Origin of the sequence: Lysinibacillus sp. FSL L8-0126, from assembly GCF_038630385.1 — a bacterium.
GTDB classification, from domain to species: domain Bacteria; phylum Bacillota; class Bacilli; order Bacillales_A; family Planococcaceae; genus Lysinibacillus; species Lysinibacillus fusiformis_D.
The window spans coordinates 3,728,169-3,751,557 of record NZ_CP152028.1 but is presented as its reverse complement, the minus strand read 5'-3'; the positions used below and the strand labels follow the sequence as shown (position 1 = coordinate 3,751,557).

The window sequence follows — 23,389 nt, the reverse complement described above, 5'->3', positions numbered from 1 at the left end:
AAATTAGACTTTTTATTAATTAAATATGATATTCAATTTCATCTACAAAATCCCATTCGTATGGTGTTTCTTGGTAAACATAGTAGTTCAACCAGTTAGAGAATAATAAATGCGTATGGGCACGCCATGTATTCATTGGCTCCTGTGATGGATCATCATTCGGGAAGTAATTCACAGGAACAGCGATATCTATGCCCTTTGCGACATCACGGCTATATTCATCGGCTAATGTTGTCGCATCATACTCCAGATGCCCTGTAATCATAATGTTTTTATTATCTTTTGATTGGACGATGAACACACCTGCATCCTCTGAATAGGATAATAATCGTAAGTCTGGATGATTGCGAACCTCGTCGATCGAAACAGAAGTATAGCGTGAATGTGGAGCGGTAAATAAATCACTGAAGCCACGTACTAAATCCACTGTTAAATCGGTGATTACATGGGAATAGACACCTGAGCATTTAGCTGAAAGTTCTACCTTTCCTATCCCATAATGATGATACAGTGCCGCCTGTGCCCCCCAACAGATATGTAAAACGGATGTCACATTCTTTTTGGACCAGTCCATAATTTCTGAAATTTCCCGCCAATAGTTAACTTCTTCAAAGGCCATTTTTTCTACAGGTGCTCCCGTAATAATCATCCCGTCATAGCGACGGTGACGAATTTGGTTGAACGTTGTGTAAAATAGCTGTAAATGTGATTTACTGACGTTTTTCGACTCATGTGTGGCCGTATTTAAAAAGGTGATATTTACCTGTAGCGGTGTATTCCCTAATAAACGTAGTAATTGAAGCTCCGTTTTTTCTTTTTCAGGCATTAAATTCAATATTAATATGTTTAACGGACGAATTTGCTGTGTTTTCGCACGGTCCTCTTCCATGACGAAGATTTTTTCCTCACGTAAATGTTCTCCAGCTGGTAAATTTTTCGGAATATTAATTGGCATCTTGCGTTCCCCTCTCTTTGATCACTCTCTTTTAGCAAACCTTGCTGACAAATTAAAAAATCCTCCTCATTCCATACGAGATAGAATGAGAAGGATTTTTTCACGTCCACTCTTATCTCTCAAAGGAAAAATCCTTCGCTGGAATTAGCACCTTTCTAACAATTGTTAGAGGTTGCTGAAGCGTCATCGGGCCAAATCCCTCAGCTTCTCTTGATAAGATTATTTAATTACATCGAATTGTAGCATGAATTAGTTAGAATATCAATAATTCATAGAATATTTTGTGATTCAAATGCATGTTCCTCGTTTATTTGATGTACACTAAGCTTGCTATAAGTAGTGTTTCTACATTTAAAATTTATGGTAAACATGCCGTATTTATGTTACCATATAACTTTAGTAACAGAGAGGAACGTGAATACTTTGATTAAAATTGAATTTCCAAAACCTGATGTAGTCATCCGTCAACGTGAACAAGAAGTAAAACCTGGTGATGTGCCTATCACACCATACTTTGGTTTTATTGACTTCCATAAAATCACACGTGATAAAGGCGGCATTTTTTTATTCTATAATGACAAGAATGAGCTATTATTTGTCGGCAAAGCACGTAAAATTCGTCAACGTATTAAAAAGCATTTCGAGGACAATGTATCTCCGATGAAAAATCATCGTGATGAAGTGTTCAAAATTGAGGTCTATGAAGTAGAAGATCCAATGGAACGTGAAATTTACGAAACATATGCGATTAACACTTTCCGCTCCAAATACAATGTAGAGAAAGTCTTTTATTAAGATATCTTGTAAAGAAACCGAAATCTCATTTAATGGGATTTCGGTTTTTGTCTTATATAGAGGTTACGCGATCTATTGGCGTACTCTCGCCGTTTATTCGCAAATCAATCGTGTATAGCTCAGGATCTTTGGTGATGATTTTATATACATAGGGTTGAGCCACTTTTCGTTGCTCGCTACCTTCTTTCAGTTGGATGACTTGACTATTTTCTTCAGCCGCAATACTTGCCAGCACATTCCCTTTCGAATAATAAACAAGATAATACGTAGAGTCATCTTCATACAATAATTGAATCTTATCATTAGCCTCAATTTTTTGTTGAATATTGTCTGGAACGACAGTTAGCTCATGAATCATTAGTGATTTGGTAGGCGTTTTAGCGTTACATGCTCCTAACATTAATAAGCTCATTAAACCTAGCAACACGAATTTTTTCACGTTACTCCCCTTCCCTTATGACTATTCTAAGAAAAAAGCTTTACGCTCCTTAGCAATCCAGTCTTCTAATTCCTGATCATCACGTTTTACCAATCGATTGATAAGGACGTCATGCCAAACATAATCCTCTAACAAATAAATATGGACAGGGTCATTGGTGATAAAGGCCATTTCTTGCGTAGATGGAGAGTGACCATAAATCATTTCCTGACCATCTACCGATAAAATAAACCAATGTGGTGTAGACGTTTTTTTCGTGTAGTGTGTAGCTCTATGCTGGTCAATCGACTCTAGCTGTTCCCCTACATATAGGGTAATACCATGAATAGGAACATGCTGTGCCACTTCTTGAATATCTCCCCTTAAAGTATCATACATATCTTCCCACATCGATAGAATCACTTTTTTCTTGGCTTTTTTTAAAAGTGACTGGCAATAGTTGATGATCGCCTCCTTGCCCTTTAGCATGACTACTTTTGGCTCCACTTCCTGCACTTTTTCCTCTAATTTTTCTAATTTCGTACTCATGGATGTAAAATTCGATTGCCAGCGCTGCTGCATTTGCTGTAAAAACACAGACACAGGCATAGCCGCATAGGTCGTTTGTTCAGCCGTTTCTTCTTTTAGCACAATTCCCTTTTCTACAAGGACGTTTAAAATATCATAAATTCTTGCGCGTGGTATACCAGAATTTTTACTGACCTGATAGGCACTAACATGACTTTGCTGCACAAGTGCCGTATAGGCCTTTGCTTCATATTCTGTAAAGCCCATGTCTTTCAACTGGGCGATTAATTCCTCCATGTAATCCCTCCATTATCTTTATTATAGGCTACTGTTGTGAAGATTTGCCAATGAAAAAATGAGGGTTTACAGCGTAATTAAAATTAGTTACTATTTCAGTAGTAACTAATTTAAAAGAGGTGTAATATGTTTTTTGAAGTCGATGTACATATTCTTATCCTGTTAATTTCATTTGGATTTCTGGCGGCTTTTGTCGACTCAGTAGTGGGAGGAGGCGGTTTAATTTCATTGCCAGCTTTATTGTTTGCTGGCCTCAATCCAGCCGCTGCTGTTGCAACCAATAAACTTGCCGGGACAATGGGCTCACTGACATCTTCCATTTCCTTTTATCGTTCTGGTCAGCTTGAAATACGATCCGTTCTCAAATATTTCCCGCTTGCCTTTGTCGGCTCCTTATTTGGTGCATGGACCGTGCATTTAATCAATCCAGCATTACTAAAGCCATTAATGCTCGTGATGCTGGCAGCCGTTGCGGTTTATACAATTTTCAAAAAGGATTGGGGCGCTGTCTCTAGCGTAAAAACTCTCTCTAGAACCCACTTACTATTATTTATGGGATTATTATTTGGCATTGGTTTTTATGATGGGTTTCTTGGACCTGGTACAGGCTCTTTTTTAATCTTTAGCTTCTTGTTGATAGGCTTTGATTTTTTAAAGGCGGCAGGAAATGCAAAGTTTTTAAATTTGGCAAGTAACGTGGCAGGCCTTTGTATGTTCGCCTACTTAGGTCAAATCCATTTTGTTTATGGCTTCGTGATGGGCATTGCTCAAATTGGTGGCGCTATGCTTGGTTCCCGAATGGCGATCAAAAAAGGAAGCGGTTTTGTTCGTACGCTCTTTATCGTAGTGACAGTGACATTGCTTGCGAAAAATGCCTATGATTTTATGATTCATTAAACACAAAAACGCCACAGACTTGTATCTGCGGCGTTCTTTGATTTAAATCATGAGTTGCTCATTTTTGAATTTATGACTTGTGGCTAAGCTAACGAGAATAAAAATAATGAAGGATGCAACAATGGGAATCGTAACCGTGTGCATACCAAAGACGGAAGGATAAAAGCGATCAATCATAATATACAAGGACATGCCTGTAATCATGGACGCCATCGCACCATATTTATTGGCTTTTTTCCAATACAATCCTAAAACTACTGTCCAGATAAAGACAGCCTCTAGCCCACCAAAAGCAAATAAATTCAACCACACTAATAAATCGGGTGGGTTGAGCGCAAAGATAATAACAGCTAAGCCAATAACCGTTGTCACAACAAAGCTTGCACGTTTAATCTCTGCATCACTAGCTTGTGGCTTCATGTAATTTAAATAAATATCTTTGACAACCGTGGAGCTGACCAGCATAAGCAGGGCATTGACAGTTGACATGGTAGCAGCCATTGGCGCAGCTAAGACGATCCCCGCTAAAAATGGTGGCAATACCTTTAATGTCAGAAGCGGCATTACTTTATCACCAATCTCAATGCCAGGTAAGACAGGTCGTGCTAATACACCAATTAAATGCATGCCAAACATGATTGTCCCGATGGCAATCGTGCCAATAATGATGGCTAAGTGCATACTTTTAGAATCCTTATAGCTCATGGCACGGACAGCAATTTGCGGAAGCCCTACAACCCCTACACCAATTAAAATCCAAAATGTCGAAACATACAATGGTGTTAAATCTCCTTGCGCTCCAAATGGTGACACAAAATTAGGATTTTCAGCGACAAGTGAGGCCATAATATTATCGATGCCACCACTTGCAATAATAGTGCCGATTAATAGAATAATTGTGCCAACGACCATAATCGAACCTTGCACAGTATCCGTTAAAGCAACAGCTCGGAAACCACCAATAATGACATACACTAGCACTGAAATCGCAAAAATAAATAGTGCCGTTGTGTATTTTAAGCCTGTTAATGACTCAATTAAGCGTGCACCACCTACCCATTGCGCCATCATAGCCGAAAATAGAAAAACAATGATACTAATGGCTGATAAAATGACAATGACATGGCTTTTGTAGCGCTCTCGTAAAAAATCGATTAACGTAATAGCTTGGTAACGACGAGCAATAATAGCAAATTTCTTGCCTAAAATCATCAGTACAAAATAACCTGCAGGCAGCTGTGCCATTGCCAATAACACCCAGCCAAGCCCTTTCGTATAGGCCACACCAGGTCCTCCGATAAAGCTGCTCGCACTGCCGTATGTAGCAATCATTGTCATCGCCAGGATAAAACCACCCATTTCACGACCACCAAGAAAATACTCCTGTAGGAATGAATTAGAGGACCGAATATGCTTATTGGACCAAACACCAATTCCGAAAATAATAATTAAAAATAATAGCAATGGAAATACAACTTGCCAGTGCATTAGCGATCCCCCTCCTCATCATCAAATGGCACCTCTTTGAAGAAGAGCTTCATTACAACCCAGATGAGTAGGATCATAAAGCCTGTCCCTGCAATACAGCTATAGAAAAACCAAGCAGGGAAACCAAAGACATATGAATAATTTTTGGGGTCTCCCGAACCTAATCCATAGGCAAAGCCAAACCAAATCGTAAAGTTGACAAGGACTAGTCCTATCCCAATAAGCGCCTCTCGATGCGCTATTTTAAAGCGTTGATCTTTCACATGCAATCCCCCTAACCTTCTCTATTTTACTGATATGTTGGTCTGATGGGAAGAGATGCGAAAAAATTAGGGTAAGCTTACAAGAAAAATCTGTCTAAGGAAATCAAAAGTAAGAGCCCTAAGATGAACATGCATTCTTCTAAAAGCTTAGTACGCCACTATTTGAATCAAAAACAATGCATTTTTTATGTAAAAATATGGGATATTATTTTACATCCCATATGACATCTAAATGCTTTTCAACACAATCGTTTATGATGATAAAAAATAATAACCTTCGTCACACTAGTTGGACGAAGGTTATTTCCTATTTATAACGGGCGTTGTTCCCAAGGCTGTAGCGTGCCAACGATATTGATAGATCGATCATACTGAATAGCATCGATGACTCCTTGTGAAATTTCCTTATGTGTAAGCCATCTTGACTGACCGTTTTCCATTATGAAACCTGGCTGGACTTGACGATAGTGAGTGATATCAAGTAGATGGATTTTATCTTTGATTTCATTTAGATTAGCGCTACTGCCTAATACATGAAACAGCTTCCATATTCCTGAAATTTCACTAGCTATGCTCTCTAATACAGTTTCAGCATAGGAGTGAATCCAAGCAATGACCAATTCAATGGGTCCATTATGCGCTATCGTTTCTTCTAGCTTCTCTTTTAATAAGGCTATATCAAGATAATCAACTAAAATTGGTGTGCCACGTGATGGATTTGATGATTTACTTATGAAACATTCCATTCGATTGGCATTACGTCCAATTACCGAAACGTCATATCCGTTCTTCACTAACCAAAGGGTTGTGTCAGCTAACATTCCTGTCCCACCAATAACTAATGCGTGTGCCATTCATTTGTTCCTCACTTTTAATTCTTATTTAAGAGAGACTCATCATACTTAGCAGGTGGAATCGACTAGCCTATGCAATGCCTTTTTATCAATTTTACCAACACTTGTTTTCGGTAGTTGGTCTAAAAAAATGATTTGTTTCGGAATCTTATAACATCCTAATTGTTGATGACACAGTTCGTTGAGCTCATCTAAGATAGTCGCTACTTGATGACAACAAACAATAAATGCGGTTACAATCTCACCCCAATAATTGTCTGCTACACCAATCACGGCAACCTCCTGTACGTCCGGATGCTGCAGCATACATTGCTCCACTTCCTGAGGGTAGACATTTTCACCACCGGAGATAATCATCTCTTTTCTACGACCGACGATATAAAAATCACCATCCTCATCCATCATCGCCAAATCACCTGTTTTTAACCAGCCATCTTGTAGGATATTGGCGGTTTCTTGCTTGTTATTCCAATAAAAACGGAACATATGCTTACCTCTTACTAGCAGCTCGCCCACTTCACGAGGTGCACAACTTTGCCCAGCTTGATTAATGATTTTCGCCTCATTAAACTGCATGCTTTTCCCAACAGCCCCTTTTTTCGCGTAAGCATCTTCTCTTGCAATATAAAAATTATTAGGTCCCGCCTCTGTTAAGCCATAGCCCTCCTTAAAGAATAACCCCTTTTTATGAAAGACATCATAAATGGGATGTGGGCATGGGGCACCACCAGATAAAAATACGTTCATCGAGGGGAAATGATTTTCTCGAAAGTATTCCGTAGCAATCATCGCTTGATACATCGTTGGGACAAAAAGGGAAATCGTCGTTTGATATTGATTCGTTGCCCGCAGTGCGGCTTCCGCTTCAAACTTATCGCCAATGATGACGGTTCCTCCCACCATAAGAAGAGGTATGCATAAAGCATTTAAGCCACCTGTATGAAACATCGGCATATAATTTAATGTCCGATCTTTCTCCTGTAAACCCCAGCTAATAATTGTATTGATTGCGTTCCAATTGACCGACTGAAAGGATAGCACAACACCCTTTGGACGACCTGTTGTGCCTCCGGTATAAATCATTAGCCATGGATCATTCAAGTCCACGTCTTGCCTACTTGGTAGCGTTGCCTTCTCGTGCTTGATGAGATGAAGTGGAAACATTTTTTCTACCACCAAAGAACAATGACTCTCTTCTTCATACAAGAGAATGGAAGGGGTCGCATCCTCCAAAATTTGTGTTAATTCCTCTCTACTTAATCGCCAGTTTAATGGCACATAAATAAGCCCTCGTAGCCCACAGGCAAATAGAATAGCAAAAAGTTGGATATGATTTCTCGCAAAAACTGCGACTCTACTGCCTTTTTTTAGCTGCTGACGCTCGAAAAATTGACTCCATTTGCCGATTTCCTCTGATAATTGCTGATAGGTCCATTGCTCCTCTGACGCTAGATTAATCAAGGCGATGTGATGAGGCGTTAAGGCGGCACGTTTTAAAATCCATTCTTGCTCAACAAACATCTTGACACCCCCATCACATCATAATGGCGCCATCTACATGAAGCGTATGACCATGAACATACGATGCCTCATCAGATGCTAAAAACAAATAGGCATTGGCTATATCCCGTGGGGTTCCTAAACGTTGTAACGGCACGATTGCCCGCATTTGAGCCAAAATATTTTCAGGCATCTTTTTGACCATAGCTGTTTCTGTAAAGCCAGGTGCCACTGCATTGACATTGATGCCTTTACGCCCTAATTCCTTTGCCCATGTTTTGGTCATCCCTACAATGGCAGCTTTCGTCGCTGCATAATTCGTTTGACCAACATTGCCATAGACCCCACTAACCGATGATGTATTAATGATTTTGCCACCTCCAGCTGCCACCATATGGGGAATGACCTCCTGTGTGCAATGAAAAACGCCTGTCAAATTGACATCTAACACCTGCTGAAATTGGTCATCTGTCATCTTTGTTAGCATTGCATCTCTTGTAATACCTGCATTATTCACTAAAATATCAATGCGTCCAGCCTGTTCGATCACTGCTGTCACCAGCTGGTTAACGCTCTCTCTACTTGCCACATCCACCTGTATAAATATAGCGTTTCCTCCTAATTGTTGAGCTGCGAGATTCCCTGCCTTCTCATCGAAATCAGCGATAAACACCCATGCCCCTTCTTCGATAAAACGCTCGGCAGCCGCATAGCCGATGCCATTGGCTGCACCTGTAATAATGGCTACTTTATTGTTTAAACGCATACTGTCTTCCTCCAATTTCTAAAAAAGCCTCGATTTCAGCTGTTAATTGTGCTAAATCATCCATCAATGGTGAATGCCCACAATCTTTTAAGCTAACAAACTGTGCCGTTTTGCCTAAGTCTTGCAGTAATTCCGCATTCATTTCCTCTGTAATAACTAAGTCACGATCCCCTCTCAGTACTAAAATCGGTATCTGGAGTAGGAGAGCTTCGTGTGACCCTTTTGTCACATCATTGTCAACAGCACTTATATTAAATGTATTGAGTGCATGATACACCTCTGCTAAGTTGCGCTGTGTTAGCATATCCTCTATATATTCTTGGTATTTTTCCTCGTTTGGTTGCTGATGGGTATAAATTAAAGCATTCCATATCGACCGTAAACCTTCGCCGTTTTTTGTGTCATAAAAGCCTTGGATAAGCTTTGTTTTCGATGTATCCACAAGTACATCTTCATAGTTATAGGCTCGCTTAAAGCAGGCTGGATCGCCTGTTCCTAAATCCGTATAAAATGGATAGCCACGTGTAGAAGCGGAGGCCAGTAAGATTAATTGCTGGCAATAACCTGGATAATTGGCTGCAAACTGCATACAAACAGCTCCGCCAGTTGACCAGCCAATCATGTCAAAGCTTTGCAATTGCATCGCATCCACAAATAGCTTAACATCATCACTAAAATCTTTAATGGTATAGATTGGCTGATGATAGGATGAACCTCCAAAGCCTCGTAAATCGATTGCATAGATGGTATATTTATCATCTAAAGCATCTATCAGCACATCCCAATGCTTAGAGGAAGTCATATTGCCATGAACCAACACTAAAAGATGACTTCCTCCAGCTCTTTTGCGATATGCCATCGTCTCACCATTTGCTAGTTGAATTGTTTGTAACATACCATTTCCCCCTTATCCCCAACGTATTGTGATAGCCCCCCAAACATAGCCAATGCCTGCACTCACTAGTGTCACAAGAGCACTTGCTTGAATACGATTTTGCTCCTGAGCTAGCTGTAAGGACAATATTTGATCGATTTGCCCAATATGTCCATAGTCTTGTAAGTAAATAGACTGTTCCTGCTGTAAGCCAAGCTCTGCTAAAATATAATCATGTGCAGACCTTTTCATATGCAGCATCGCTAAGTAGTCGAGCTGTTCTTCACTGTATCCACTTTTCGCTAGAGAACGGCGAATAACCTTCAAAAAATGGCTTAATGATTTTTGTTCTAACCTCTCCTTCATCCCAATCGGGTCCAAAACGTCAAGCTGATATAAATTTTCTGTTAAATGGAATGGTATTAACGGTGTTTTCGTACCTCCAACTGGTACAACTACATCCTCTGAGAAAGAACCATCTGTCATAATTTCCGCCTCTAAAAGCTGATTTTTTTCATAGTTTTTTTGTAGCAATATGGCACCTCCACCAGCCGCCAAATTGTACATAAAGCGCGTTCGTGGATTGCTGTAATCGATAAAATCCACATTGCGATAGCCACCTGCTAACAGAATGGTATGAATTGTGTCATCTGATGCCATTAAACTTTTCGCTACTTTCAATGCCATGATCGTCGTACCACAGCGCAATTGCACATCAAATGCCCATGCATTAACCGCACCAAGCTCCTCTTGCATTTTGATGGAGGCTGTCCATAGTGGGTATTCCTTATGCTCTTCACCCATATAGATGATCACATCAATATCTTTCGGGTCCAGATTTGCTTTTTTTATCGCATCCTGTGCTGCCCATATGCCCATTTGCACGGTATGATCATGCTCACCAGGGATTGGCTTTTCATGAATACCCATTTTTTGACGGATAATGTCCTCTGGAATATTTGAAAGAGCCGCAATGTCCTGCGAAGTCATTTTATTTTGAGGTAGATAGATACCTGTACTGACAATACCAACAGTCATTCAAATCGCTCCTTTTCCTGGGGCAGAGCTACGGGCTTTTTTCTTTGCTTTAGCTTTGCTCGCCATTTCCAAAACAGCAGTCTTAGTGAGTCAATAATACCTTTCGGGAAAAAGATAACGGCTAAAATATAGAGAATCCCAAAGAAGATAATCCAACGTTCAAAAATAGGGTAATCTCGTGCTAGCCCTGATAATGCATGCTGTGCATATTCAATCACTGCTGCCCCTAGTAATGGCCCTACTAAAGTGCCGACTCCACCAATAATCGTCATTAATAGCGCATCGAGTGTAATATCCATCGCCATCACACTTGTGTTAACAAAGCGTAAAGAAATCGCATATAAGGAGCCTGCAAAGCTCGCAACAATGCCTGCAACAACGGAGGCAACCACTTTATAGTGCAAGGTATTAAAGCCTAATGATTTCGTCCGTTGTTCATTTTCCCGAACAGCAATTAGTAGTCGACCTGTCGGCGAGTTAACAAAACGGTGGAGCGCTAAAAAGATGACAACTAAGCTTGCTAACACAAAGAAATAGAAGGTCATCCGATCTCTAAAAATATCTGGTGCTCGAAATGTAAAGCCATCATTGCCATACGTGACAGAGCGCCACTTTTCAGCTACTACTAAAAATAACCCCGAGAAGGCTAGTGTGAGCATCGCAAAAAAATGACTTTTCAAGCGCAAGGTTAATAAACCTACTAAAAAACTAACAAAGCCTGCTATTACCATGCCTATCACGATGGACAACAGAAAGATGAATAGGGTGTTATCCATTTGCTTGAGCATGACCGCTGTCGTGTAAGCGCCAATACCAAAAAACATAGCGTGCCCAAAGGAAACGATTCCTGTATAACCGAGCAAAATATCATAGCTCATCGCCAGTATGCCAAAAATGAAAATTTGTGTCAGTAAAATAAGCAGCGTCCTTGAATCATTGACAAAAGGGAGTACGATAAAAATCGCCAATAGCAGGAAAAAAGCGATAGAGCGTAAGGACATTTTCTTGTTCATGATGTTCGCTCCTTTCGCATCGTAAACAGCCCCTGTGGACGGAAAATTAAAACGATGGCCATTAAAATCATATTGACTGCTAGTGATAGCACAGGCACATAATAAGCCATAAAGCTACCTGCTAGCCCTACTAAAATAGCAGCCAACAATGAGCCTGAAAAACTACCCATTCCGCCAATGACGACGACAATAAATCCTAAAATGGCGTACTCCATGCCCATCTCCGCATAGATGACGCCCGAATACGGAGCCATCAACATTCCACTAAGTGCCGCAAGAGCCGCACCCACCATAAAGACATATAGAAATACACGCTTAATATGAATACCAAGAGCCTGTGCCATTTCCTTATCCTGCACACCAGCTCGAACGATCAACCCAATCTTCGTGCGTTTCAGCATATATTGAAAAACACCAAAAATCACAAACCCTATAACAATAATAAATAGGCGATATTTGATGATAATCACGTCACCAAATTCCCAGCTTCCCGCTAAATAGCTCGGCGTTTTCACGGCCACACCATTTGGACCAAAAACCACCTTGATGAATTCCTGCAAAACGAGCATAAGCCCTAACGTAATTAAAATTTGCTGAATATGATTGCCGTAAACAGGCGTAATAATCAATTTCTCTGTAAGCAGTCCAAGTAACGCGCCCGTCACAAGCGCACCTATAATTCCTACGATAAAGCTTTCTGTCCACATATAGGTAAAGATTCCCGCATAGGCTCCCCAAACAAATAATCCACCATGTGCAAAATTCAACACATCCATTAAGCCAAAAATTAACGTCAAACCTGCCGCCAGCAGAAAGATCAGCATCCCTGTTGCTAAGCCATTAATGAGTAAATTGATGAAAAGCTCCAATGATGGTCACCTCCTTTATCCAATTCCTAAATACTTGCGTTTTAGTTCTTCATTGACAATCAGATCCTCCATCATGCCCGAATTTACTGTTCTGCCATCATCGATCAAAGTATAGGTATCACCAATCCGGCTTGCCATCATAAAGTTTTGTTCAACAAGAACAATGGACGTTTTCTTTTTCATTTCCATAATCGCTTCCATCACCTTCTCCACCACTATGGGCGCAAGCCCCTTGGAAGGCTCGTCAATTAATATTAATTGGCTATCATTGATAAAGGCTCTTGCCATGGACAGCATTTGCTTTTGCCCTCCTGATAAATGCCCGCCAGCCTTTTTCCAAAACTTCTTCAAATCGGGAAACAGCTCCAGCACATATTGCTGTCGCTCTAACGTGGCAGTATCCTCCCTATACATGGCTACCTTCATATTTTCCTCTACCGTTAAATCTGCAAAAATCCCTTGATTTTCAGGCACATAACCTATCCCTAATTTAGCCACCTTGTATGTTGGGCTTTTTTTAATGGAGTGGGAGCGAAAGGCGATTTCGCCATTTGTCGCAGGTGTTAATCCCATAATTGTTTTCAAGGTCGTTGTTTTACCTGCACCATTTCGTCCAAGCAGTACGCTAACCTGTCCCTCCCTCGCTTCAAAATTAACTCCCTGCAAAATGTGATATTGGCCGATATGCGTGTGAACCTCATTTAATGTCAGTAAGGTGGTCATCGTACAGCCCTCCTAAATATGCTTGTTGTACGGTATCATTATTCATAATTTCCACGGGTGAACCATCTGCTAGTAGCTGACCATTAAATAACACCATAATGGAATCCGATAAATCTAAAATCATATCCATTTTATGTTCAATGAGCAGAATGGTTTTATTCCCTTGATTTTTAATGGTCCGAATGACCTCTAAAATCGTAGGTACTTCCTCTAAAGACATACCAGCTGTTGGTTCATCGAGTAGCAGAATTTCCGTATCCAACGCAAGTAGCATGGCAATCTCAAGCTTTCTTTTCTCTCCGTGTGATAGGATCGTTGTCAGGGCGTCCCGTTTATTGTCGAGTAAAACGAGTGATAATAGCTCCTCCGCTTTGTCGGTAATCGCCTTATAGCTTTTGTAGTGTCGAAATAGCTGATAACGAATCTTTTCCTTTGACTGCACGGCTAAACGAACATTTTCGAGAACCGTTAAATTTGGAAACACATTCGTGATTTGAAAGGATCGACCCAACCCCATACGTGTTCTTTCGATGGCCGACTTTTGGGCAAGTGATTGCCCTTTAAAATAAACATCACCCGCAGTTGGTTTTAGCTCTCCACTAATCAAATTAAAGAATGTTGTTTTCCCAGCACCGTTCGGCCCTATAATGGACTTTAAATGCTTTTCAGGCATTTGAAAATTAACGCAATCCACCGCCGTATGTCCCCCAAACTGAATCGTTAAATTGTCTGTGTGTAGTATTGGCTCCATCCTCTACTCCCTTCTCCTCTAATAGTTATGTAGAAAGACAGCCATGCTGCCTCTCATTTGTTTAATTCATAACAGGTGGTGCTGTTTCCTCAGGACTTAACTCCCGAATAAGTACGGGTACTGGATAATCCACGCCATCCTGTTGCTCTAAGCGAATTGAATACATCGATTGAAGGGCTTGATGGTCCTCTTCACGGAACGTCATCGTACCTTTTGGTGTCTCAAATGACATCCCCTCCATTATGCCGATCAGCTTGTTGGCATCTGCATCTCCCTCCGATTTTTTCAATGCCTCCATAATGGCAATCGCCGCAGACATGCCGCCAGGTGTAAATAAGTCAGGTACTTCATTGAAACGTTTTTGATGTTCCTCAACTAACCATTTATTTACATCATTTTGCGGTAGTGTGTGGTAATACACCGAAAAACCTTCCATACCAACCAATGGATTCATAAATTGAAGCGCTATAATATCAGGTGCTCCCGTTGAAATTTTAATGCCCTTTTCTTGAATTTTAAGATCTGCGATTTGATTCCATGGTGAATTTGCTCCTGCCCAGACAACGAATAAATAATCAGGCTTAGCATCTAGCACCTTTTGTAAATTAGACGTAAAGTCTGTTGCTGCTGGGTCTGCATACTCCTCTAACACAATGTCAGCACCTAATTTCTCCGCTGCCGTTTTAAACGCATTCACCCCATCCCAGCCAAACGAGTAATCTGGGGCAAATGTAGCAATCTTCACACCTTTACCAGCAATAGCCGCCGCGGCTGCATAGGCATCCTGTGATGAATTACGACCTGTACGGAAAATATACTCATTAAACTCAGAACCTGTAATACTGTCAGCCACCGCAGGCTCCACCACCATAATTTTTTCATACTCCTCCGCCAGCGGTAGAACAGCAAGGGTATCACCAGAACTTGAAGAACCTACTAAAAAATCAACCTGGTCATCTTCTAATAGCTTTGTTGCTTTCTGCACGGCCACCTCTGGCTTTGTCTCCGTATCCTCATACACAACCTCGATTTTCTTACCATTGACCTCCATCGTCCCACCAGTCGCATACTCAATCCCTAAATCAAATCCCCGCTGCGTCTGCTTCCCATATGATTCAAGCGCCCCCGTTAACGAAGCAAGCACCCCAATCTTAATCGTGCCTCCTTCCGCCGTCACCGCTTTTGTCTCACCATCGGAGGAATCTGCATCTGTTGCATCATCCTTCGTATCCTCCCCACTACAAGCTACCAGCACCACAGCCAACATTACTAAAAGAAACCAATACCACCGCTTCTTCATCCTATAACCCCCTTTAAAATAAGCTCCATAGAAAGCGCTTTCTTGCTATGACAACACTATACAAAAGTCCAGTTACAAATTAGTTACAAAAAATGCTTTGCACAAAAGTACAAAGCATTTTTCTGTATCGATGTTATGGAATTATTTATTAAAAATTTAAAAGTGTTAAAAGATTTATCGCTACGCTACTAATTACATCAGGTAAAAAGAAAGACAAAAACGTTGAATATACAACATTTTTGTCTTTTGTATTAGGAACTATTTTTTAGTGTTTCAAACTGCATTCTGTAGTACGCTTCATGAAGACCATTCCTGCTTCAATACACTATACAAGAAGGAATCTCGCCAAATACCGTCTTTCATTAACATATTTTCACGTAATATTCCTTCTTTGGCCATTCCAACCTTTTCTAAAACCTTTGATGATCCAATGTTTCTTGGGTCACATGTTGCATAAATACGATGGAGCTTTAATGTGTCAAAACCGAAAGTGATCACTAATTTAGCACTCTGCGTTGCTACTCCCTTCCCCCAATAGTCAGGGTTAACAATATAGCCAATTTCCCCCACCTTATTCGTGAAATCCCTAATCATTATCTCAACCGAACCTATTAAAGTTTCTTGATAAATAATAGCAAAAACATATCTTTCCCTTGGTGTTTGTCTTGCTTCATCGAGTGCATCCTGAATGAATTCTTTTGAATCCTCCTCTGTATTCGGTCCCCATGTTTGATACCTACAAACAATCTCCTGTGAGGCATATTTATGAACATCAATCCAGTCATGTGGCGTGAATTCCCTTAAAAATAATTTTTCATTTGCAAGTATCACTTTAATTCATCTCTCCTTCTACACGATTCAACCATTCACTCATCTTGTTCAATCTGCAAATTGTGGCCAGCCTTTTATTTGTCTGACAAAATGGCATTTAAATATGTTGCTTTTTTTAACTTGTTCATATAGTTCATTTCTACTTATGAGTGGCTCTCCCTACACTACAAAGTAGTACCACCCGAATAAGATTCCCTCATTTAAACGACGGCACTAGCTATCCCATAATTAAATCATAGACAGCCATGGTCGACTCCATAGGGGTTGTATTTAATTCGCTCTGTAACTGCTGTACACATTTTTCGTACCATTTGTATGCTAGAGAACGGTTTTGGAGTTGGTAGTAGCTGTACATAAGCAGGCGATAGCCCTCCTCCCATAGTGCATCCTCTCCAATTATTTTCTCTGCATAGTGGATGGCTTTTTTATATTGCTGCTGCCTTGTGGCATTTTGTGCCAAACGTTCTAGAACTTCTATATATAAAAATTGTAGCTTTTCGCGATCTTGAGTAAGCCAGTCGATTTGCTTTTTTTCTGCATATAAGGCGTCTGGATAACTCGCTTCCGCTAACAGTAGCCATTCATCGGACAACTGTGGATCAAATTCCTCCATTCCTAGGTTGTAATAATAGTGAAATCGTTCCACGTCAATTTGGAGAAAGGCAATATTTTGCAACTGATACATATTATTCTTACGTTGAATAAAAAAGCTCTCCTGCCTTGCATGTCGTTGTGGCTCCAACACTTTTAATAATGTATTTAAGACCACTTTAAAATCCCGATCTAAAGACTCGACAGTGCGGTCTGGCCATAATGCCTGCGCTATTTCTTCCTTTGGTGTAAAACGATTGCGATGACAATATAGATACACGAACAATTCCTTCGATTTATCACGTTGCCATTCTTTATCTTCGAGCTTTCTTTGTGCTCGAATTAAACTTAAACTCCCAAAAAGATTGATTTGTATTGCATCATGCGGATAATTGATACTGTCCTCCACTTGAAAATAGCTTCGTAATGTAAGAATGGCTGCATGTTCCACACCTCCTGTTTGGCTAAAATGCAATAGCTCATAGAAAATCATTCGATCACTTGGACCAAGTATCATTTTCCTTTGTAAAAAATAGTCATAGCCATTTGCCAAACATAATTGCGCAAACTGTTGAAAATACGGATGAAATTGGTCTCTATTATTTTCTTGAAACGCGATAACGGATTGATAGAATAGAACATGCATCAAGCCATTGCGATCTCCGCATTCCTGAAATAGTTGTTGTGCCTTCCTTACTAATTGCTTCGCTCGTTCTGTTTCTTGCTGGGAGAGAATGATTTTCACTTCCGCTAAAAGAATGAGGCCTGTCATCCAAGCATCTTGTACTTGCTCGGTTTCTCGTAAGCCCAATGCCAAGTATTTCTTAGCCGCTACTATATCTCCTAAATAATGTTTAGCAATCGCTAGCCCCATATAAGGTTCGGCCTTAACTCGAGAAATATTAATGGCATTCAATAAAGTCAACGCTTTTTCATAGGCTTGACATGCCCCTTGATAATCTGGGAAATCCATTAATAGTAGCGCATGTGCTTTTCTGATATAACCAACCGCCTCTATAAAAATAGACTTCTCTCTTAACCCCCTGCGTATCCCATGCTGGGCTGCATACCAAGCTTCCTTTCCTTGTCCTAACAATGCATAGACAAATGCTGCTAGTAGTTCACTTTCACGATGGGTTGCCACAAGCTGAGGTGGCAATTCAAGGCGCTGTGCTAATAATTCCTTCGCCTCTCGTAATTGCCCAGTCCGTAGTAAAACTCGGACATCCACATTCGCTCGTTGCATGACATCCGCTGGCAATGCCACGTCCTCCATAAATAACTGTGCACCCTTGGCCTTCCCTAAGTTCACTAAGTTTTCAGCATATTGCCGTTGAAGTTCTAATAATTCCTCTTTTAGTAAGGGGGTATATTTGGCAAGCTCTAATGCTTTTTCTAAATAAGGCTCTGCTAATGCAGGCTGTATAGTGTCTAAGTAAATATGTGCCAAACCTGCTTGAGATTTTGTCATAAATAGGTGATCCTGCTGCTGCTGTGCGATCATTGCACACTTGTCGTAGGATTGTTTCGCCCTTTCATAATAAGCACGGTAGCGATGGCATTCGCCATCAAAATAATATAATCTATAAAATGTATCTTTTTCTTGTACAGTAAATCGATTGATTTTTTCTAATAACCATTCAAATTGTCCAGCACGTACTAATGGCTCTGCATGACGCTGTAATAGCTCTCCACAAAAATCATGGTCATTCGTTTTAAAGGCATGATAAAGCACAGCTTGAATATTATGCCGTTCCATATAATAGAATGCCGCTTGTTTATGAAGGTCCGTATAGCAACTTGTATGCTGACGCCATTTCATTTCTAAAAACCGACTAAACAAAGCATGGAAGCGGTATAAACCATCTGTTGTCACTGGTTGAATAAATAAATGACGCTGTGATAAAGTATTCAACATTTGTGCCATTTCAAAGCCATAAAAATCTTCCAATAGCTCCGCTGAAAATGTAGGAAAAATAGCTAGTTTTAAAATGGTCTCTTGCTCCGTTGCAGTCATCCTACTATAAACCTCTTCTGACAAATAGGTGAAAAGATCATTCGGAGAAATCATTAGCCAATAATCTAAAGAAACATGATGCCATTGCTCTGCTAACAAGGAAAGACTGATGGCCCAGCCTTCTGTGATCTCCAATATCTTGGCCATTTCAGCATCGGATAAATGCACGTCTACATATTCTTCAAAAAAAACAGCAATTTCCTCAGTTGAAAAGGCCAGCTCGTCCTCGTTGATCACTAGCCACTTCTTTTGCAGCTTTAATTTTCTCATAATATCCCAATTCGGTAATGTTCTAGATGCGATAATAAAATGAATCGCTGGTGGAGCAAATTCAATAACTTTCTCCATAAAATAATTAATTGGAAAGACGTGGTCCACTAAATGAAAATCATCAATGACAATTAGAAATGGCTCCTCTATGCTACATAGGCAATTGACAAAAAGCTTATACCAGCGATTCAGCTCCTCCATTTTAGGGAAGCGTGACAATTGATTCCACTCATCGAATGTAGGACCAAAATTCGGCACAGCTCGCTGTATGCTAAAAAAAAGATGTCTTAAAAAGGGTAATAAATTATCATCTTCTTCGGAAATACTATACCAAGAGAATTTATTCGCTTCGTTCGAGAGAAATTGTGTGAGGATGGTCGTTTTACCATACCCTGCACCACTATGAATAAATGTACAAGTATGGTGATGGCTCTTCTTTAATGTCTTCATAAGTGCGGCTCTATTGATACAATGAGTGGATGGACTTGGTGCCATACATTTTGATTGAATAATAATATCTGTCATGTTAATGATAACCTCCAAATTTGTGTAAGGTTACAATAGCTCCATTTTTTCACAAAAATTCAGATTATTAAATTATTGACAGTTTACCATATTTTATCGAATGAATGGCAAAAATAAAAAACCCGATAATCAAATGAATGATAATCGGGTGATTTTCTATGATTATAGTAATTCTTTACGTAATTCAGCAGCTGATTTTGGTGAAAGCAGACTGAATGGAATATCAAATACTGTTTTCGCTCCTTTATCACCAGCTTGACTTAGACGATGCGCAGCGCGTGCATAAGCCACTAATATACTAGATGTGAAGTTTGGATTACTTTCAAGTTTTAATGAGAATTCGAGAATTTGTTTATCGTTTGCTCCACTGTCACCACTGCGAATGACAAAACCACCATGTGGCATACCTGTGTGGTTTGCTGTAAATTCATCTTCAGAGATGAAGTTAACTGTTGTGTTATATTCATCGAAATAGTTAGGCATTGTGACAATTTCTTGTTCCACTTTTGCAGCATCTGCACCGTCTTCTAACACAACCCAACATTCACGTGCATGTTTTTCACGTGTTGTTAATTCAGGGTTTTCACCATTACGTACACGTTCTACAGCTTCTTTAATTGGCAATGTGTATTGAACAGCATTTTTAACACCTTCGATACGACGTACTGCATCTGAGTGACCTTGACTTAAACCATCGCCCCAGAATGTATATGTTGTACCAACTGGTAATACGGATTCTCCTAGTAGACGATTTAAGGAGAATAAACCTGGATCCCATCCAACTGAGATAACAGACACTTTACCAGATTTTTGTGCAGCTGCGTCTACAGCATCGAAAAATTCAGGAATTTTCGCATGTGTATCGAAGCTATCAATTGTATTAAACCATTGTGCAAAATGTGGTCCTTGTTCTGGTAAATCCGTTGCAGAGCCACCACATAAAATCATGACATCAATGTCGTTTTGGAATTTTTCGGCGTCATCTACTAAATATACGCTCGCATTGCTTGCTACGTTTACTGTTGAAGGATCACGACGTGTGAACACCGCTACTACTTCCATATCTGGATTTTGTGAAATAGCATACTCCACACCACGTCCTAAATTTCCATATCCTACAATACCTACTCGAATTGCACTCATTAAAATTCCTCCTAACGATTTCGTGACTTTGTGAAAACTTTCACGTTAAATCTAATTACAATAATACTTTGTGTTAGAAAAATTCACAATAGTTTGAGTATGAGTTTTTCAAAAAGAATTTATATCAGTTTTCTATGGTTTTTATCCAAAAACGGTATGAATGCGGTTACAAATTACTAAATATTCCATGAATCTTAAAGTTATTGTAAAAGCCTTGTAAATAACGGCTATTTTTCCAACCAGTCTTGTACAATAAATGTAACGACAAAAGGGGGCATGTTGAATGAAAAGTACTGGTTACTCATCAAGCACGGCATTGGCACAAGGAGAACTACTTGCATTCCATATGACACAAAATAATACGGCGAACAAGCACCTTGAAGCGAAACAAACTGTTCGTAAACCACATGAAAGTCTTTTACCAAACAATCCTTTATGTATCGGTGTTTTACCTTTTGACGTTATGGAAAACACGCTAGACATCACCATCCAAAAAAATAAGGTGCATGAGGTAGACTTCTACCATAGTGGTAAGGACATCGCTCGCTGGTTCATTAAAAAAAGTGAATACAACAAGCCAAACCCAGACTTCTTTATATGAAGTCTGACATGGTACTTCGTAAGCGTTCTGCTAACTTAATCGGGCGCTTCCTTCTAGCACGATCTCCTGCAAGTCCATCGCTATTGTATCTCCTGAGCCAACTGTGCAAGACGCTTTTCATCAATAATATGGTAGCCTGTCTTACGTTTTTCTAATATCTTCTCTTCACAAAACTGTGCCAATACATATAATAAATGGCGATAAGAAACCCCTAAATACTCACAGATTTCCGTATGCTTTTCCTTATAGACACCTTGATCAGCAGATAATTGAATAAAGGCTGCTAAGCGATTCTCAAACGGATATGCTTGATTTTGTGTATATTTAGATGTCATGTTCGTGGCTTTTTCCCCTAGAAACACACAAAGTCTACGTAAAAACAAGGCATCCACAAGTAACTTTTCCTTACATGCCTGTGTAATGGAGTAACAAATTGTCTTGGTAACAGTTTGTATCCCCTTTGTATACCTCGCCTCATTAAGCAATTCAATTTCCCCCATAAAACGAGGAGCTTCCAAATATTCAATTAGTGAAACCTTGCCATTTTTATGCGTCATATAGAGCTTCGCCTTGCCTTCTATCATGTAATACAATGTATCTGGAAAGGAGCCTTCCTGAAAAATCCACTCTCCTTTGTCAAATTGACACACTTCCAGATAAGGATCGATAGCAAATGAGAAAAAATCATCTATCGGATATTTTTCAAGATATTGGGTACGTGCTTCAGCTGTTAGAATATGCATTTTTTACTCTCCCCTCTAAAAAATATGAGATATCTCACATTATTGTAGCGATGAACATGCTATTATTCAACTTAGTTAATGGAGGTACGGTAATTATATGAACAATCAACGATGGCTTTCTCAGAATTTCTTTACATTTTTCATCACCTGGGGCATTTTCTTACCCTACTGGACAGGTTGGCTTGTGGATGCAAAACATCTGACAGTATCGCAGGCAAGTGTTGTAATGGGCTGTGGGCTACTAGCTCGTGCCACGTCCAATCTTTTCTTCTTTCCAACCCTTGCAAAATATGTACACAATAAACGTCTTATTACGATTTTAGCAGTAGGTGCTCTACTAACTGCATTACTTTATATTCCAAGCACTGGCTTTATCGCATTATTAATCGTGACCATTTTATTTAGTGTCTTTTATCCAGCACTATTACCTGCTGTGGAAAGTAGTGCAGCAACGCTTGTCCAGCATGGCAATATTCACTACGGCAAAAGCCGTTCCTATGGTTCCTTCGGGTTTGTGATTGCTGTATTAATTATTAGTATGTTGACGGGCGTTTTCGGCAAAAACATTATCTTTTGGAGCATGATTATTGGGTTGATTGGCATGTTACTTATGCAGCAATTAGCCACTCCAAAGGAATTACTTGTTTTGCCAACAAAAGAACAACGTGCGAAATCATTATCGATGAAGACTTTATGGACTATCAAGGGCTTCCCGATTGTCTTATTTATCGTAATTTTATTACAGGGTGCACATGCCTCTTATTATAGCTATGGTTATATTTATTTAGAAGACTTACAGGTTGACCCATTCTATATGGGCATGATTATTAACATCGCAGTAATTTGCGAAATCCTATACTTTATGAAGGCCGATACATTATTGATGAAGTGGCGTTCATCGTCATTATTGCTCTTAGCAGCAAGCGGCTCTTCCCTGCGCTGGTTACTTATCTTTATGTTCCCGAATGTCTGGGTATTTATTGCTTCACAAACCTTGCATGCATTATCCTTTGCACTAGCACATTTCGCTTTTATCCGCTACTTAACGAAAGCTCTACCAAAGGAACAAATTCCAAATGCACAAGGTCTCTATTCCGCATTAGCCATGGGCTTAAGTACAGCAATCCTTACGTTTTTAGGGGGATATTTATACGAAATATCTCCTGGCCTGTCCTTTGCAGCCATGCTTATTTGTACAGTGCCTGCCATCGCTATTTTGCTGCTGACGCGCAAAAAATATCAATATTAACAAAAAGCAGGTGAGAATAAATATAGAACTTAATTATCATGTATTTTATTAAAATATCACACATTATAGTGGGTAAAAAAAGGATAGATG

The 23,389-nt window shown here is 39.8% G+C and carries 23 protein-coding genes and 1 riboswitch; of the genes, 4 read left to right on the top strand and 19 right to left on the bottom strand.

The genetic code is table 11. The annotated features are described in order from the left end of the window. Positions 1-19: 19 nt before the first annotated feature. Positions 20-955, bottom strand: a complete 936-nt coding sequence (metA, locus tag MHI34_RS18140) for a homoserine O-succinyltransferase (RefSeq protein ID WP_036117598.1) — start codon at positions 953-955, stop codon at positions 20-22. Positions 956-1,064: 109 nt separating this feature from the next. Beyond that, positions 1,065-1,175, bottom strand: a riboswitch (SAM riboswitch). 149 nt (positions 1,176-1,324) lie between these two features. Here metA and MHI34_RS18135 point away from each other — a divergent pair. Next, on the top strand, positions 1,325-1,750 hold the full coding sequence (locus MHI34_RS18135) for a nucleotide excision repair endonuclease (RefSeq protein ID WP_170829836.1): 426 nt from the start codon (positions 1,325-1,327) through the stop codon (positions 1,748-1,750). A gap of 52 nt (positions 1,751-1,802) precedes the next feature. Here MHI34_RS18135 and MHI34_RS18130 read toward each other — a convergent pair whose 3' ends face one another. Both MHI34_RS18130 and MHI34_RS18125 read right to left on the bottom strand, forming a co-directional pair. Then, positions 1,803-2,189, bottom strand: coding sequence for a hypothetical protein (locus MHI34_RS18130; protein ID WP_330493291.1), 387 nt, complete (start codon positions 2,187-2,189; stop codon positions 1,803-1,805). A 21-nt stretch (positions 2,190-2,210) separates the two neighbouring features. Further along, on the bottom strand, positions 2,211-2,993 hold the full coding sequence (locus MHI34_RS18125; RefSeq protein ID WP_089932801.1) for a TrmB family transcriptional regulator: 783 nt from the start codon (positions 2,991-2,993) through the stop codon (positions 2,211-2,213). Between the two features lie 126 nt (positions 2,994-3,119). Here MHI34_RS18125 and MHI34_RS18120 point away from each other — a divergent pair, with 126 nt between their 5' ends. Next, complete coding sequence (locus MHI34_RS18120; RefSeq protein ID WP_089932798.1) at positions 3,120-3,890, top strand: TSUP family transporter; 771 nt, start codon at positions 3,120-3,122, stop codon at positions 3,888-3,890. Positions 3,891-3,932: 42 nt separating this feature from the next. Here the strand turns inward: MHI34_RS18120 and panF are convergent, their stop codons facing one another. The 15 genes from panF to MHI34_RS18045 all read right to left on the bottom strand — a co-directional run bounded on the left by panF (position 3,933) and on the right by MHI34_RS18045 (position 20,706). Next, the gene (gene panF / locus MHI34_RS18115; protein ID WP_330493290.1) at positions 3,933-5,378 is read right to left on the bottom strand and encodes a sodium/pantothenate symporter; all 1,446 of its coding nucleotides are present in this window, start codon (positions 5,376-5,378) and stop codon (positions 3,933-3,935) included. Next, positions 5,378-5,641: a YhdT family protein gene (locus MHI34_RS18110; protein WP_330493289.1), complete on the bottom strand. Its 264-nt coding sequence runs from the start codon at positions 5,639-5,641 to the stop codon at positions 5,378-5,380. The genes panF and MHI34_RS18110 overlap by 1 nt, the downstream gene beginning before the upstream one ends. Before the next feature lie 311 nt (positions 5,642-5,952). After that, complete coding sequence (locus MHI34_RS18105; RefSeq protein WP_330493288.1) at positions 5,953-6,495, bottom strand: short-chain dehydrogenase; 543 nt, start codon at positions 6,493-6,495, stop codon at positions 5,953-5,955. 48 nt (positions 6,496-6,543) lie between these two features. Beyond that, positions 6,544-8,016, bottom strand: coding sequence for an AMP-binding protein (locus MHI34_RS18100; RefSeq protein ID WP_036117579.1), 1,473 nt, complete (start codon positions 8,014-8,016; stop codon positions 6,544-6,546). A gap of 13 nt (positions 8,017-8,029) precedes the next feature. After that, positions 8,030-8,761 carry a 3-oxoacyl-ACP reductase FabG gene (fabG, locus tag MHI34_RS18095; protein WP_101966704.1) on the bottom strand — a complete coding sequence of 244 codons (732 nt, stop codon included), beginning with the start codon at positions 8,759-8,761 and terminating at the stop codon, positions 8,030-8,032. Next, positions 8,745-9,656 carry an alpha/beta hydrolase gene (locus tag MHI34_RS18090; protein WP_342503738.1) on the bottom strand — a complete coding sequence of 304 codons (912 nt, stop codon included), beginning with the start codon at positions 9,654-9,656 and terminating at the stop codon, positions 8,745-8,747. Before MHI34_RS18090 ends, fabG begins: the two co-directional genes overlap by 17 nt. Before the next feature lie 12 nt (positions 9,657-9,668). Then, the gene (locus MHI34_RS18085; RefSeq protein WP_342503737.1) at positions 9,669-10,673 is read right to left on the bottom strand and encodes a 3-oxoacyl-ACP synthase; all 1,005 of its coding nucleotides are present in this window, start codon (positions 10,671-10,673) and stop codon (positions 9,669-9,671) included. Then, positions 10,670-11,686 (bottom strand): branched-chain amino acid ABC transporter permease, encoded by a 1,017-nt coding sequence (locus tag MHI34_RS18080; RefSeq protein ID WP_342503736.1) that lies wholly within the window; start codon positions 11,684-11,686, stop codon positions 10,670-10,672. Before MHI34_RS18080 ends, MHI34_RS18085 begins: the two co-directional genes overlap by 4 nt. Then, a complete protein-coding gene (locus MHI34_RS18075) occupies positions 11,683-12,555 on the bottom strand; it encodes a branched-chain amino acid ABC transporter permease (protein WP_036117683.1) in 873 nt (290 codons plus the stop codon). The genes MHI34_RS18080 and MHI34_RS18075 overlap by 4 nt, the downstream gene beginning before the upstream one ends. A 15-nt stretch (positions 12,556-12,570) precedes the next feature. Beyond that, complete coding sequence (locus tag MHI34_RS18070) at positions 12,571-13,278, bottom strand: ABC transporter ATP-binding protein (protein ID WP_089932777.1); 708 nt, start codon at positions 13,276-13,278, stop codon at positions 12,571-12,573. Then, entirely contained in the window at positions 13,253-14,029 is a 777-nt protein-coding gene (locus tag MHI34_RS18065) for an ABC transporter ATP-binding protein (protein ID WP_036117677.1), read from the bottom strand. The genes MHI34_RS18070 and MHI34_RS18065 overlap by 26 nt, the downstream gene beginning before the upstream one ends. Positions 14,030-14,090: 61 nt before the next feature. Then, positions 14,091-15,329, bottom strand: a complete 1,239-nt coding sequence (locus MHI34_RS18060; RefSeq protein WP_036117673.1) for a substrate-binding domain-containing protein — start codon at positions 15,327-15,329, stop codon at positions 14,091-14,093. Positions 15,330-15,626: 297 nt separating this feature from the next. Further along, complete coding sequence (locus MHI34_RS18055; RefSeq protein WP_058843530.1) at positions 15,627-16,160, bottom strand: GNAT family N-acetyltransferase; 534 nt, start codon at positions 16,158-16,160, stop codon at positions 15,627-15,629. 217 nt (positions 16,161-16,377) lie between these two features. After that, positions 16,378-19,563, bottom strand: a complete 3,186-nt coding sequence (locus tag MHI34_RS18050; protein ID WP_342503735.1) for a BTAD domain-containing putative transcriptional regulator — start codon at positions 19,561-19,563, stop codon at positions 16,378-16,380. 162 nt (positions 19,564-19,725) lie between these two features. Continuing rightward, complete coding sequence (locus MHI34_RS18045; protein WP_036117665.1) at positions 19,726-20,706, bottom strand: diaminopimelate dehydrogenase; 981 nt, start codon at positions 20,704-20,706, stop codon at positions 19,726-19,728. A 283-nt stretch (positions 20,707-20,989) separates the two neighbouring features. Between MHI34_RS18045 and MHI34_RS18040 the strand changes: the two genes are divergently transcribed. Then, on the top strand, positions 20,990-21,307 hold the full coding sequence (locus MHI34_RS18040; RefSeq protein WP_036117662.1) for a hypothetical protein: 318 nt from the start codon (positions 20,990-20,992) through the stop codon (positions 21,305-21,307). Between the two features lie 80 nt (positions 21,308-21,387). On the opposite strand, the gene yeiL is transcribed toward MHI34_RS18040, so the two are convergent. Next, positions 21,388-22,050 (bottom strand): transcriptional regulator YeiL, encoded by a 663-nt coding sequence (gene yeiL / locus MHI34_RS18035; protein ID WP_036117659.1) that lies wholly within the window; start codon positions 22,048-22,050, stop codon positions 21,388-21,390. Positions 22,051-22,147: 97 nt separating this feature from the next. Between yeiL and MHI34_RS18030 the strand changes: the two genes are divergently transcribed. Then, positions 22,148-23,299, top strand: coding sequence for an MFS transporter (locus MHI34_RS18030; RefSeq protein WP_342503734.1), 1,152 nt, complete (start codon positions 22,148-22,150; stop codon positions 23,297-23,299). Positions 23,300-23,389: the final 90 nt, after the last annotated feature.

Bases quoted from the DNA above. Each gene is read 5' to 3' on its own strand.
- metA (WP_036117598.1), bottom strand. From the start codon at position 955: ATGCCAATTAATATTCCGAAAAATTTACCAGCTGGAGAACATTTACGT.
- MHI34_RS18135 (WP_170829836.1), top strand. From the start codon at position 1,325: ATGCCGTATTTATGTTACCATATAACTTTAGTAACAGAGAGGAACGTG.
- MHI34_RS18125 (WP_089932801.1), bottom strand. From the start codon at position 2,993: ATGGAGGAATTAATCGCCCAGTTGAAAGACATGGGCTTTACAGAATAT.
- MHI34_RS18120 (WP_089932798.1), top strand. From the start codon at position 3,120: ATGTTTTTTGAAGTCGATGTACATATTCTTATCCTGTTAATTTCATTT.
- panF (WP_330493290.1), bottom strand. From the start codon at position 5,378: ATGCACTGGCAAGTTGTATTTCCATTGCTATTATTTTTAATTATTATT.
- MHI34_RS18105 (WP_330493288.1), bottom strand. From the start codon at position 6,495: ATGGCACACGCATTAGTTATTGGTGGGACAGGAATGTTAGCTGACACA.
- MHI34_RS18100 (WP_036117579.1), bottom strand. From the start codon at position 8,016: ATGTTTGTTGAGCAAGAATGGATTTTAAAACGTGCCGCCTTAACGCCT.
- fabG (WP_101966704.1), bottom strand. From the start codon at position 8,761: ATGCGTTTAAACAATAAAGTAGCCATTATTACAGGTGCAGCCAATGGC.
- MHI34_RS18090 (WP_342503738.1), bottom strand. From the start codon at position 9,656: ATGTTACAAACAATTCAACTAGCAAATGGTGAGACGATGGCATATCGC.
- MHI34_RS18085 (WP_342503737.1), bottom strand. From the start codon at position 10,673: ATGACTGTTGGTATTGTCAGTACAGGTATCTATCTACCTCAAAATAAA.
- MHI34_RS18080 (WP_342503736.1), bottom strand. From the start codon at position 11,686: ATGAACAAGAAAATGTCCTTACGCTCTATCGCTTTTTTCCTGCTATTG.
- MHI34_RS18070 (WP_089932777.1), bottom strand. From the start codon at position 13,278: ATGACCACCTTACTGACATTAAATGAGGTTCACACGCATATCGGCCAA.
- MHI34_RS18065 (WP_036117677.1), bottom strand. From the start codon at position 14,029: ATGGAGCCAATACTACACACAGACAATTTAACGATTCAGTTTGGGGGA.
- MHI34_RS18060 (WP_036117673.1), bottom strand. From the start codon at position 15,329: ATGAAGAAGCGGTGGTATTGGTTTCTTTTAGTAATGTTGGCTGTGGTG.
- MHI34_RS18050 (WP_342503735.1), bottom strand. From the start codon at position 19,563: ATGACAGATATTATTATTCAATCAAAATGTATGGCACCAAGTCCATCC.
- MHI34_RS18045 (WP_036117665.1), bottom strand. From the start codon at position 20,706: ATGAGTGCAATTCGAGTAGGTATTGTAGGATATGGAAATTTAGGACGT.
- MHI34_RS18040 (WP_036117662.1), top strand. From the start codon at position 20,990: ATGAAAAGTACTGGTTACTCATCAAGCACGGCATTGGCACAAGGAGAA.
- yeiL (WP_036117659.1), bottom strand. From the start codon at position 22,050: ATGCATATTCTAACAGCTGAAGCACGTACCCAATATCTTGAAAAATAT.
- MHI34_RS18030 (WP_342503734.1), top strand. From the start codon at position 22,148: ATGAACAATCAACGATGGCTTTCTCAGAATTTCTTTACATTTTTCATC.